The sequence below is a fragment of the Undibacterium sp. TJN19 genome (genome assembly GCF_049339485.1).
GTDB lineage: Bacteria > Pseudomonadota > Gammaproteobacteria > Burkholderiales > Burkholderiaceae_D > Undibacterium.
Map to the genome: position 1 here is coordinate 1 of NZ_JBMPPL010000025.1, position 14,161 is coordinate 14,161.

Sequence of the window (14,161 nt, forward strand, 5' to 3'; positions counted from 1 at the left end):
TCGGGAGGTCGAGCAGGGGCGGCAGGCCGGCGAGCTGGTGTTCCCAGTAACTGAGTTGGGCGGCGATGATGTTGCCGGTGAGTTGCTGGCGTTGCCAGTGGGCGTAGTCGGCGAACTGGAGGCGTAACGGGGCCAGGGGGGTGATCTGGGCGCCGGGAGCGGCAACGGTGGTGCGGTAGAGTTCGACGAGTTCTTTGAAGAAGACGCCCATGGACCAGCCATCGGCGACGATGTGGTGGAAGGTGGCGAGCAAGACGTGGTGGCCGTCGAAGCGGGTGTTGAGGACACGTAATCTGACGAGGGGTTCGTTGCTGAGGTCAAAGCAGTAGTGGCGTTCGGCCAGGATGCGGCTGTCCAGCGCTGTTTGGCTGTCGATGTCTTCGACGACGACGCAGGGGCGACCTGGTGGGTCAATCAGTTGGACGGCCTGGCCATCGACGTCGGCAAAGCGGGTGCGCAGGGCTTCGTGGCGGGAGATGATGGCGTTGAGGCTGTGGACCAGGGCGCTTTCGTCGACTTGACCGCGTAGCCGCAACGCGAACGGGATGTTGTAGACGGCGTTCGGGGGCATCATGCGGCTCAGGAACCATAGGCGTTGCTGCGAGAAGGATAGCGGCAGGGGCTGCGAGCGGTCTACCACTTCCAGCGCTGGCAGGGCGGAACCTTGCAACTGGGCTTGTTCAATCAGCAGGGCCTGGGATTTCAGGTCTTTGCGTTCAAACACATCACGCAAAGGCAACTCAATGCCAAATACATTGCGGATACGTGCGACCAGTTGCGCGCCAATCAGAGAGTACCCGCCAAGCTCAAAGAAATTGGCGTTACGGCCAACCCGGCCGCATTTGAGCAAATCGATCCAGATATTGGCCAGCAGTTCTTCACAAGCCCCCACGGGTGCCTCGAAATTGTCTTCACGGCTTTGCGCGAACGGACTGGGCAATTGCGAAAAATCGACCTTGCCGTTGGGATAACGCGTAATACTGCTAACTTGTGTCAGCACGGAAGGCAAAACACAGGGCTGCGCCTGGTTCCTAAGCAGGGTCAGCACATCAACTGTCATTTCCTTGCTATTGTCGTCCATCACACAATATGCGACCACCTTGCCAGGTCCACCAAAGCGGTTGTCTCTTTCCATTGCCACATCGCGGATACCTGGATGCAGTCGCAAGACTTGCTCTGATTTTTTTAATCCTGCCAGCCTGATAGTTTCTGCCTGCACAGGGTCTTGCGATAAAATTTCAAGATTGCCATCAATATCAAGTTTTGCAGTCAGGCCCGTCGCAAACAGTCTTTTCCCCGCCTGTCCGCTGAAGGGATGGGGGATCAATTTGCTTGCTGAGAGTTGCGGTGAAGCGGCAATCACATCTGCCACTGTATCGCCACCCAAAAATAATTCCCCGCTACTACCTATGGGAACGAGATCTAGCTGTCTCAGTACATAAAATTCACCCACTGCTGAGCGCGCAAGCAAGGTGGAAGACAAGGATACATTCCCGACGTCACTGGTCATAGAGGCGAGATCCAGCGTTTCACCCGCCAGCAAATGCGTCCATAGTTGCACTGACAAATCACCAAGCCCTTTGACCTGTTCTTGAAAACTTGTCTTCCCTGCCCTGGCCTGAGTAAACCGCAGCAGGCTGGCATGGCTGAATCCAGACGCCAAGCCTTGTTTTTCCTGGGCTTGCGTATAAGTGATCGCTGCAACGGCATTGGGGTAAACCCGGGTTTCAGGCGCTGTTACCGAGGCGTCAAGATAAGCGCACTGATCAATAAAAATCTGCTTGACCTCTTCTGGCAAGGCGGGTAATGCCCGTGATGCAGCATTGCGGATGATGAGGTTTGCGCCTGTTTTTCTTGCTATCCACGATACGGACTGGGTCGATTTCCTGGCATCAATCAGTACATAGCTGCAAGCCAGTTTAAGCACTGCCAGCACGCTGACCAGCATTTCTGCAGATGGCGAAAGCACGATGGCAAGCACACTGGCTTGCCTGACGCCTTCTGCACGCAGATAATTCGCCAGCTGATTGGATTGCAGGTCGAGTTGTTGATAGCTGAGTCCTTCGCTTTCAGATATAAACGCCATCGCATCAGGATATTGCTGACGTACCTGTTCAAACGCCGTGAGCAATGTCTGCTCACCAGTTTCAACATCCTTGCTTTGTATGGACTGGGCAAGTTGCAGCGCCCTTTCATCTGCGCCTATCAATTTCCCTGCGTTGATGAACTGGTCTTTGCGCGTTGTGACGCTATCAATAATATTGTTGACATAGGCGCGGATATGCGTCTGATACCGTTCATTGAACAGCGAGGTATCTGCATTGATACGCAAGACATGACGGCGGGAAGTTTCCAGTTTTTCTACACTGATTACCATGCGGTAATTGGTTTCTTCAAAACCCTGCCCACCCAGAATTTGCGACTTGACGCCTGAATCCCCATAGACGCGGAAATTCAGGTAACCAAACATCGATGCTGAAAAATCCAGGCCAGTCTGGTTTTGAATATCAACCAGCGGATGATGGCGGTAAGCATATTGCTCGCGCAACTCTTCATCTACCGCCTTGACAAGTTCACGCCATTTCATGTTTTTGAGATTGACGCGCAGTGGCAGGGTGTTCAGAAACAGACCCAGCATCTTGTCTGAGTTGGCAATTTCAGGGCGGCCATGGGTAGCAATGGAACCAATCGCATCCAGCGAGCCATTGAGTACGGCAACCAGGCTCAGATAAATCGCACACCAGATACTTTTCTCTGCGACATCCAGTTCGTTGGCAGTAGCGATCACCTGCTCGCTTTGCTCTTTGCTGACTTCACACAGAAAGAACTGGCTCTGGCCGGATTTTTCACCGGTCCACCATGGTGTTTTGGCATCCAGCAGCTTGTCAGCCCAATAGGCCTTGTTTTCAGCAGAGTTCAGCGCCTGCTGTTCCAGCGCGACAAAGCTGCGGTAAGACGGTGGTTTTTCTGCGCTAAAGCTGGATGTTGTTTTACCGTCGAGCAAAGCAGCGTAGCCGGCAAACAGCTCTGAAACAAAATTGGCAACGCTCCAGCCATCCCACAATGCATGATGAAAACTCAGGCCAAACTGGATTTGTGTATCACTCAGCACATGCACAAAAGCTTTCCACACATTTTGGGCCGGGTCGATAGCGACACGTTTTTCTGCCGCCAGCCATTCTGTGAGTGCTTCTTTCCTTTCACTTTCATCACGATTGCGAAGATCTGCAATTTCAAGAAAAGGCGCTTTATGCTTCATTACTACCTGCAAGGGCCGGGCACCATCCATGCGGTAGATGGTGCGCAATACGCCATGCCTGGCGATGACGAAATCAAGCATTTCAGAAAATTTGGCTTCATCCCAGTGTGTTTCGATTTCATACGAAAAGACATCGTGATAAACACCAAGATGTTCATCCAGGGATGAGTGGAACAACATGCCTTGCTGAAGCATGGACAAGGGAAAAGCATCTTCTATAGTCCCGGACGTCGCTTTGTTGTTATTCATATTCGTTAAATCCTTTTGCGTGATGCCGCTAGAAATTGTCATTGCCGCTGGCTTGCCAGATACGCCTGCAAAGTCATTTGCAGACTCTTAATGTTTCACTCACGAAAATTGTTCAAACAGTGCCTGTTTTTCTTCATCACTGATGAGATCAAAAGCTTCTGGCATCGCTGCCTGTACATGCTGGGAAATGCCGGCTTCAATTGCCTGCCCCAGGCTCATGATGGTGGGATTCGAAAACAGATCCTTGACCTGGAAATCAATGCCGCTGTGTCTGGCTTCAGCGACCAGGGAAATCGAACGTATGGAATCGCCACCAAGGGAAAAATAATTGTCAGCGATACTGACCTTGTCGAGTTTCAGGTTTTTCTTCCAGACTTCTGCCAGTCGTTTTTCCAGGTCCGTGACAGGCGCCATATATTGCGCACTCGCCAGGTGATCCTGGCTTACCTTGGGCAGGCGCTTGCGGTCCAGTTTCCCGTTTGCGCTCAGGGGAATGGCGTCAAGTGCGACATAAAGCTGCGGGATCATGAAAACCGGCAGGCTGGAAGCAAGATGCGCCCGTATCTGCGTCACAGGAATTTCTGTGCCTGGCGAATTCAATACGAGATAGGCGACCAGTCTGGGTGCGGCGCCGTCCCTGTCAGCAACGACCACAGATTTACTGACGAAATCAAGGCTATCAAGCTGACTTTCAATTTCACCAAGCTCAATACGGAAACCATTGATTTTTACCTGATTGTCGATGCGGCCCAGGTATTCAATGTCACCGCCAGGCAGGCGGCGCACCAGGTCACCCGTGCGGTATACGCGGCTGCCTGCCTTTGCAGAAAAGGGATGGGGGATGAATTTTTCCTGAGTCAGTTCTGGTCGCCTGATGTAACCACGTGCCAGGCCAACGCCGCCTATCAGCAATTCGCCTGCCACACCTTCTGCCACGAGTTGCATGTGATCATCGACAATATGCAATTCGATATTTTGTATGGGCTTGCCGATAGGTATGTTGACCAGGCTGTCAGCATCATGGCATTGCCAGTAACTGACATCAATCGCCGCTTCAGTCGGCCCGTAAAGATTATGCAACTGACTGCGCGTACCGCTGGCGAAAAACTCCCTGACCAGCTCTGCTGGCAAGGCTTCACCGCTGCAAAAGACAGTGCGCACCGGCTCACAGGCCTGCCAGTTACCTGACGATAGCATCGCTTGCAACATGGAAGGCACGAAATGCAGCGTCGTGACCCCGGCTTCCCTGATCAGGGTCTTCAGGTAATCAGGGTCTTTATGCCCATTGGGCACGGCAATAACCAGTTTTGCACCTATCAGCAGGGGCCAGGTAAATTCCCATACAGAGACATCAAAACTGAATGGCGTTTTTTGCAAGACCACATCATGCGTTTGCAACTGATACTGGTCCTGCATCCACACTATGCGGTTGACCACGGCCTGATGTTCAAGCATGACGCCCTTGGGCCCGCCGGTAGAACCCGAGGTGTAGAGCACATAGGCCAGATGGCGCGAGGTCAAATCCGGCAACGAGGTATTTTGTTCGCTGCAGGCACTCAGTACGATATTTGCGTCGACATTACCAAGATCAATGACGCCACCTTCACGCACCTGGTCTGCAAATTCATTGGCAAAACCTTGATGGCTGATGATATACCTGACTTGCGCTTCGTCGATGATGTGCCGGATTCTGTCGTGCGGGTATTCAGGGTCAAGTGGCAGGTAGGCGCAGCCTGCCTTCAATATGCCGTAGAGACCAATCACCATTTCCAGCGAGCGCTCGGTGCACAGGCCTATGCATTCATCGCGCAGCACACCTTTTGCAATGAGATGATTCGCCAGCTGGTTTGCCCTGGTATTCAATTCCAGATAAGTCAGGGTTTCACCTTCAAACTGCAAGGCAACCGCATCCGGCGTGCGTGCTACCTGTTCTTCGAACAAGGCTTTTAGCGTGGCATCTTGCGGGAAAGCTTTACTCGTATCATTTAATGTCAGCAATTGCCGTTGCCGCTCTTCTGCTGACAGGTAGTCAATACGGGAGACAGCGAGATCTGGCCCGGCAACAATTGCCTTGAGCAGGTTTTCCAGATGTTCCACAAACTGCACTATGCGAGAACGGTCAAAAAGATCACTGTTGTAATCAATCCGGCCAGAGAGCTGGTTGTTGATTTCACCCATTGCCAGATGCAGGTCAAAGCGTGCAATGCCCTCTTCCGGGCTTTCCATTGTCGAGACAGACAGGCCATCAAGCTTTTGCACATCCATCGGTGCATTTTGCAAGACAAACATGACCTGGAACAGCGGGCTGTAACTCAAGCTGCGTGCAGGATTCAATTCTTCGACCAGGCGTTCAAACGGGATATCCTGATGTGCGTAGGCATCCAGCGCCATTTGACGGGTGCGTTTCAGCAATTCGATAAAACTGGGCTCTCCCGACAAGTCAACGCGCATCACCAGTGTATTGGCGAACAGGCCGATCACTTTTTCAAAATCCCGTTGCATGCGATTGGCTATTGGTGTGCCAACTGCAATATCGTCCTGTCCGGTATAACGTTGCAACAGCGCTGCATAAGCAGACAGCAGGGTCATGAACAAGGTGATACCCTGTTCACGACATAGCTGTTTCAGGCTGCTGAGTAATTCAGCGCTGAAGGTAAAATCGACACCGGCACCGCGATATTTTTGCTCTGACGGGCGGGGTCGGTTCGTGGGCAAGTCCAATACCGCTGGCAAATCTGCCAGTTGCTTGCGCCAATAGTGCAATTGTTTTTCCTGTACGCCATTTTCCAGCCAGGTCTTTTGCCAGGCGGCGAAGTCTATGTACTGGAGTGGCAATTCCGCCAGCGGCTGCGGTGTGTCGGCCTGAAAAGCGCGATACAGCGCCACCATTTCCTGAAAAAATATACCGAGAGACCAGCCATCGGCGACGATGTGGTGTATCGTCACCAGCAACAGGTGTTCATGTTCGCCAGCATGGCTGCTACGTAACAGACGTATTCTTAACAGGCTTTCGCCGCCGAGATCGAAACAGTGCATGCGCTCTTCAAGCGCAGCCTGCTTCAGGGCGATTTCATCTGCCACCAGTTCTACCGGGAAAAACCGCTTTTCATAGGGTTTGACCAATTGACGGGCTTCATCGTCAATTTTGACGAAACAGGTGCGCAATGATTCATGGCGTTCTATCAGGCAATTCAGGCTGCGCTCAAGCAGGGATAAATCCAGTTCGCCTTGCAACCGCAAGGCGAGCGGGATGTTATAGCTGGGGTTAGCGCCCATTAACTGATCGAGAAACCACAGTCGTTGCTGCGCAAAAGAAAGTGTTTGCGGCAGCAGGCGCGTAGCCTTGTTCAGGGGAACAAGCGCTATCGCCCTTGCATGTTCTGCCACCGTTTCGCCGACTTTGCCTGCAACGATCAGTTGAGCCTGTTCCTGCACGGTCTGGTGTTCAAAAATACTTAATAATGGCAGTTCGACCTGGAAGCGTTCGCGTATGCGTGACACCAGTTGGGTAACCAGCAGTGAATGTCCACCCAGGTCAAAAAAGTTATCGTGGCGGCCTACGTATTTGCATTTCAACACTTCCAGCCATAAACCGGCGAGCAAGGTTTCATATTCGCCTACCGGCTCTTCATGTTCGTTTTCTGTTTGCTCAGGTGCTGGCAAAGCGCGCCGGTCCACTTTGCCGCTAGGTGTCAATGGGAATGTATCCATGCGTTGTATAAATGCCGGCACCATGTAATGCGGCAGGCTGCTCTTCAGGGCCTCTTTTAATTGCGCTACCATTGTCTGCGGGTTTTCTGCATTTGTAGAAGCGATGACATAGGCAACCAGCTGGTCTTCCCCGTTGGCACCCTTGTACACCACGGTCACTGCACTTTCTACGCCTGGATGCGTGCACAATGCCACGTCCACCTCACCCGGTTCTATCCGAAAACCACGAATTTTCACCTGGTGGTCAGTCCGCCCCAGGTATTCAAGATCGCCGTTCATTTTGTAACGCACCAGATCCCCGGTACGATACAGGCGCGTACCTGGCCTGACGCTGAAGGCATTCGGTACAAACCGCCCGGCTGTTAAACCAGCCTGCTTCAGGTAGCCGTGAGCCAGGCCATCGCCGCCGACAAACAGCTCCCCCACAGCACCGCGTGGCAACAACTGACCGTCCGTGCCCAATACATAGACCTGCGTGTTGGCAATTGCGCGGCCGATAGGAACTGCCGATTCGTCCTGCATGCCAAGCTCATAGCCGGTCACATCTGCGGCCACTTCAGTTGATCCATATAAATTCAACAGCCGGGCATTGGGGAAACGTTGATGGAAGGACCTGCGGTCTTTCACGATCATGGTTTCGCCGCTGGTAATGAGCAAACGTAAAGAAGTACAGGCAGGTACATCTTTTTCTGCCAGCAGGGCATGCAGTAAAGAAGGCACCAGTGTCAGCCTGGTCACCTTGTGCTGCTGCAAGACGCGCAGAAAATCAGGCGGTGATTGCAGGTAGCTGGTCGGGAAAATCACTAGCGGCGCACCACAAGTCAGCGCCTGGAAAATTTCTGCCACATGATCAACAAAACCTACACTGGTTTTCTGGCAAAAAACTTCATCCTGACTGACGGGATATTGTTCAGCCATCCATTGCAGGCGATTCATGACGCTGCAATGACGACCTACTACCCCCTTGGGAATCCCGGTCGACCCGGACGTGTAGATGACATAGGCGGCGTGATCGCCAGTCACATCCAAAGGCGGCAAGGTGTCGGCATCATGGCGCTGGTTAAGTCCCAGCAATTCCACACACCAGCATGTGACACCATCAAGCATGTCGGGCGACTGACGCAGCAGTTTTTCCTGGACAGCATACTGGCTCAGGAGACGGCTGATTTCAGCATGTTTGATGATATAACTGATACGTGACTGTGGATAATCAGGGTCAATCGCTACATAGGTGGCACCGGCTTTCAATACGGCATACATCGCCACAACCATGTCGATGGATCTGTCCATGCAAATACCAACGTGCTCGCCTGTGTTGAGGCCATCTTGCCGCAACAGCAAAGCCAGCTGGCCTGCCTTTGTCTCTAGCTCAGTGTAGCTGATGGACATTTCACCGGCGATCACTGCTATGGCGTTTGGCGTCCGCTCAACCTGCTGGGCAATCGCTTCATGGATGCAGCGTGGTGCATAGGCAGCGTAGGTGTCATTCCAGTCAAACTGCTGCTGTCTTTCCTGTTCGCTTAAAAAATTCAGGGCAGCGATCTGGCTGTCAGGTGCTGCTACTATGGCGCGCAACAGGCGTAAAAAATGGTCTACCATGCGGCAGATGGTGCTGCGTTCAAACAGGTCCGTGTTGTATTCGAATACGCCTTTCAGGCCATCCTTGCCTTCTGCCAGGCTTAAGGTGATATCGAAACGGGAAAAACCATCCATCCTTTCACCGTTCAGGGATGACACCTTGACGCCTTCAAATGCCACCGTGTCCATCGGTGCATTCTGTAAAATGAACATGACCTGGAACAGAGGACTGTGGCTAAGGCTGCGCTCAGGATTGAGCGTTTCCACCAGATATTCAAAAGGCAGGTCCTGATGTGCATAGGCTTGCAAGGCGGTTTCCCTGACCTTGCCGAGCAGGGCATTGAATGTCGGATTGCCTGACAGGCTGGTACGCATCACCAGGGTATTGACGAAAAACCCGATCAGCCCTTCTGCCTCGCGGCGCATGCGGTTGGCAACGGGGGCGCCGACGACAATATCATTTTGCCCGGCATAGCGCCCCAGTAAAATCGAAAATGCCGAGAGCAAGCTCATGAAAAGCGTTGCACCCTGTGCCTTGCTCAGCTGTTGCAATGCCGCGCCCAGGTCTGCCGGGATATGGATCGCCTCGGTCGCGCCTTTAAAGCGTTGTTCGAGAGGGCGTGGATGATCGGCAGGCAACATCAGCAGAGACGGCAGGTTTGCCAGTTGCTGTTCCCAGTAACGCGCCTGCTCTGACAACACGGCGTCAGTCAGCGACTGGCGCTGCCAGGAGGCATAATCGGAGAATTGTATCGGCAATTCTGTCAGCGAAGACGGCAAGCCGCGGCTGAAGTCACGATACAGGCTCACCAGTTCCTTGAAGAACACACCCAGTGACCAGGCATCAGACACGATGTGGTGCATGGTCACCACCAGCACATGAGAATCTGCGGCTTCCCTTAGCAGGCGCGCACGGAACAGGGCTTCCTTGCTGATGTCGAACAGATAATCACGTTCATCACGCCATATCGCAAGCACTTCGTCTATGGAGTTGACATCTTCCGGCTGCAATTGCAGATCAAGGACATCATCGACAATGATTTTTGCATCACCGTTTTCTGCAACAAACCGTGTGCGCAAGGCTTCATGGCGGTCGGTAATGGTTTGCAGGCAGCGTTGAAGAATATCTATATTGAGCCTGTCTTCCAGCCGTATCGCAAATGAAATATTGTAGACCGCGCTGGCACCCATCAACTGATCGAGCAGCCACAAACGCTGCTGCGAAAAGGACAACACCCTGCCGCTGTCACCCAGCCGCCTGATCTTGGGTGCAAGCGGTACAGCCGCGTCCTTGCGTTGTTTCAACTTGGCCTTTAACTGATCCCTGGCAGACAAGACGTCCTGCATTGGTGTCACCTCTGTTTTTTCATTGTCGATCATGATTGATTTGCCACCGGTTGATTTTTTGCCGACACAATGCCAATCTCATCGAGTTCGCTCAGGATCGTCAGGACCTCTTCGTCGGACAGTTCTGCGACGAGGTCTTCGTCCATCGTTTCCAGCATGCTCAGATATTGAATGCGCGAAGCGATTTCGCAGAGTGTGGGGAATTCATAAAAGTCCTTGAGGGCGACCTTGATTTCAAATTCATCTTCAATGCGCGAGGCAAGTTGCGTGATCAGCAATGAATGGCCACCCAATTCGAAAAAATTGCTGTAGCGGCCGATTTTTTCGCGTTTCAGTATCTGCGCCCAGATGGCAGCGATACGCTCTTCAATTTCACCATCCGCGGCAACATAACTGGCCGTGACCAGTGCATCACGCGGCGATGGCAGCGCTTTACGATCGAGCTTGCCATTTGGCGTCAGCGGGAATTCATCCATCACAACAAAGGCTGACGGCACCATATAATCAGGCAAAGACGTTTTCAGCTTATCCCTTATCGCCTGCGCCAGTTTGTTTTGGGCATCCTCCTGCGTCAGGTTATCGGATGCAGATGTCATATCAGCGTGCGCTGGTGTATTCAGGGTATCGAGTGCATCCAGTGTCACCAGATAGGCGACGATAATCTGGTTGCCAGATTCATCGCCGCGCAATACAACGACAGCATCCTTGACCAGGCTTGTCTGCAAGATGGTTTTTTCAATTTCACCCAGCTCGACACGATACCCGCGCACCTTGACTTGCTGGTCTGCACGGCCTATGTATTCCACATTGCCATTTTCCAGATAACGTACCAGGTCACCCGTACGATAAATGCGGCCACCGGAACTTGCTTCACCGGCAAAAGGATTGGGAATAAACCTTGCCGCAGTCAGGCCAGGCCGGTTCACATAGCCTGATGCCACGCCATCGCCACCAATATATAGTTCGCCAATGACACCGGTTGGCAACAAATCCAGTGCTTCATTGAGCACATATACCGTCGTATTGCGTAAAGGCTTGCCTATATCAACCTTGCTGCCATGTATCTGCCGTGTTGTCGACCAGATCGTGGTTTCTGTCGGGCCATACATATTCCACAACTGATCAATTCTCGACACCAGTTTTTCAGCCAGCTCTGCCGAAAGTGCTTCACCACCGACCAGGGCTTTCAAGTCTGGCGAACCTTGCCAGCCGGCATCCAGCATCAGTTTCCAGCTTGAAGGCGTGGCCTGCATGCAGCTTATTTTCTGCGCAGCCAGTCTGTTGACGATTTTCTTGCCGTCATATACATCATCGTGATGGGCAATATCCACCGTCGCACCTTCAGCCAGAGGAACAAACAGCTCCAGGAAGGCAATATCAAACGACAAGGTTGTCACCGCAAAAATACGGTCTGACTGCTGCAAACCTGGTTGCTCTTGTATGCTCTTGACGAAATTGATGAGGTTGCCGTGCGAAACGCCCACGCCTTTTGGCTTGCCAGTAGAGCCCGAGGTATAAATCGTATAGGCCAGATGGGCCGTGTGAAGACTGCGCACTTCAAATTCAACTGCTTTACCCGACGCGGCCAGGATGCATGATTTCAGTTGCTGACTGGGCATATGGGCCGTTTTGGCAAGCGGTGCTGTCACATCTCCTGTCATCAGATCCAGATCGGCATCTTCCGCAATATAGGTAATACGTGAAGCAGGCAATTGCGGGTCAAGCGGCACATAACAGATGCCAGTCTTCAAACAGGCCAACACCGTCGCCAGCATTTCAAATGAACGCTCCAGCGCGATACCTATGCGTGAACCAACACCAAGCCCGCTCGCTTCAAAATGACTGGCAATCGCACTGGCGGCTCTGTCCAGAGCACGGTAACTGTAATGTTGCTGGCCAAAGACAACCGCAATGCTGTCTGGCTGGTCGCTTATCGATGATGTGATCAGTTGATAGACATTGTGTTCTTCGTCAGCGGCAGATCTTGCAGGATTCCATATTTCAAGCTGGTTTTTTATCTCGGCAGTTTGTAAAAGCCTGCTGAGATTGATCTTCTGCGTTGGCCCTGCCTGTATTGCGCCCAGAATATTTTTTACATAACCCTGGATACGTTGCACGAATCCAGCATCAAATACACCCGGTTCAAGATTGAGTGCGCAATAATAGCGACCGCTGTTTTCCTCTTTACGGACGTTGACAGACAGCAGGAAATTATTTTCATCGAAGCCGCCATCGGTATTCTTGTCAACATTGTTCTCTACATGGAAGTTTGTGTAGTTGAACAGCGTTGCCGAAAAATCCAGGCCGGTATCGACCTGTAGCTGTGCCAACGGATAATGCCTGTGTTCATAAATACGTTCAAGCTCCTGGCTGGTATTGGTGATCAGTTTTTCCCAGGTAACAGCATTCAAATCACAACGTAAAGGCAAGGTATTCAGGAAAAGCCCCAGCGTGTCTTGCGCGCCCTCGATTTCTGGTCGCCCATGCGTGACCACTGAACCAACCACATCGCGCGACCCGCTTAATGTCGCAATCAGCACCAGGTATATCGCACACCAGATACTGCGGTCACTGACTTTCAAGTGTTGTGAAAGTGCATAAATAGAAGCAGCATTGCTATCCGACACCTCACAGAACACCCTGACGCTCGGCGTTTTTCTGGCACCTGTCCACCACGGCAATTTGGCCGTATTGAACTTTTCTTTCCAGTAATCGCCACCTCTGCCCAAGGCCTGGTTTTCCAGGTGTATCAAGTGTTGATGTACGGGTGGTTTGACGATAGCAGGTAGTTCTTTGCCATCGTGACTCAAAGCCACGAGTTCACAAAACTCGGCATATAGTGCGGCAACACTCCAGCCATCCATGATGGCGTGATGAACCACAAATGTCAGTTGCAGCATGTCATCATCAAATTGATGCACGGTCATGCGCCACAAGCTGTCAGCAGACGGAATGCCACGGTTCTTTTCGGCTTCGACCCATTGCCTGACGACCAGTTGACGCTCTGCAGGTGCCACATGACGACTGTCGACATAGCGTATTGGCATCTCAGCGGTTTCTTTGACCAGCTGGAGATATTGCCCTGACTGCTTGAAAAACACCGTGCGTAATACAGCATGTTTTTCGATCAGGTAGCGCAGGCAGCGATCAAAGCATTGTGCATCCCACTGCAAATGAAGCCGGTAGGTAACCACATCAATGTACAGGCTTAAATCCGGATTCTGCATCGAATGAAACCACATGCCCTGTTGCAGCATGGACAGGGGATAGGCGTCTTCAATGGCTTGGCCACGGTAACTACGCGGCAGGCGGGCCTGTTCTTCTGGGCTCAGCAGGGCAAACGGTACGGTGGTGGTGGCGGTGCTGGTGCCGGCGGTGTCTGTGCCCTGCCCTGCGGGATGGCTGGTGCTGCCGGTGTCAACCACGACACTGGCCAGTTCAGCAATGGTGGGGTGGGCAAACAGGTCTTTGATGGCGAACTGCAAGCCTTGCGCCCGGGCAGCCGAGACGAGGGAGATGGAGCGAATGGAGTCGCCACCAATTGCAAAGTAATTATCCTGGATACCTATCGCTGTGCTTCTTGTCTGGCCCAGGTTGGCTTGCCACAGGGCGACCAGGCGGCTTTCGAGTGCGGTGGCCGGGGCCTGGTAGTGTTCACGGGCATAGGCGTTCGTATCCGGTACCGGCAGGCGGGCACGGTCGATCTTGCCGTTGTTGTTGAGCGGGAAGGCGTCCAGCAGGACAAAGGCACCCGGTACGGCATAGTCGGGAACACGGCCTTTAAGGTGTTCGGACAGCACGGCAGCGAGGGAAGTCGCTGATAAAGTTGTTGTTTCTTCTCTTGCTGTTGTTTCTGTTGCTGTTGTTTCTGTTGTTTCTGCAGCGACCACGTAAGCCACCAGGCGGCGTTCTCCGGGCTGGTCTTCGCGGGCCAGGACGAGGACTTGTTCAACACCGGGATGCTGGCGCAGGGCTTGTTCGATCTCGCCCAGTTCAATGCGAAATCCTCGCAGTTTG

Annotated in this window: 3 protein-coding genes; all 3 read right to left on the reverse strand. The window is 52.6% G+C overall.

Annotated elements, in window-relative coordinates:
• Nucleotides 1-3,508, reverse strand: a 3,508-nt coding sequence (locus ACO0LH_RS28020; RefSeq protein WP_422944450.1) for a condensation domain-containing protein, incomplete at its 3' end; no start/stop codon positions are given.
• A 99-nt stretch (nt 3,509-3,607) separates the two neighbouring features.
• On the reverse strand, nt 3,608-10,177 hold the full coding sequence (locus ACO0LH_RS28025) for an amino acid adenylation domain-containing protein (protein WP_422944451.1): 6,570 nt from the start codon (nt 10,175-10,177) through the stop codon (nt 3,608-3,610).
• Nucleotides 10,174-14,161, reverse strand: a 3,988-nt coding sequence (locus ACO0LH_RS28030) for an amino acid adenylation domain-containing protein (protein WP_422944452.1), incomplete at its 5' end; no start/stop codon positions are given. The genes ACO0LH_RS28030 and ACO0LH_RS28025, both read right to left, overlap by 4 nt.

Excerpts from the sequence above, each read along its gene's own strand:
- ACO0LH_RS28025 (WP_422944451.1), bottom strand. The coding sequence starts at position 10,177 with ATGATCGACAATGAAAAAACAGAGGTGACACCAATGCAGGACGTCTTG.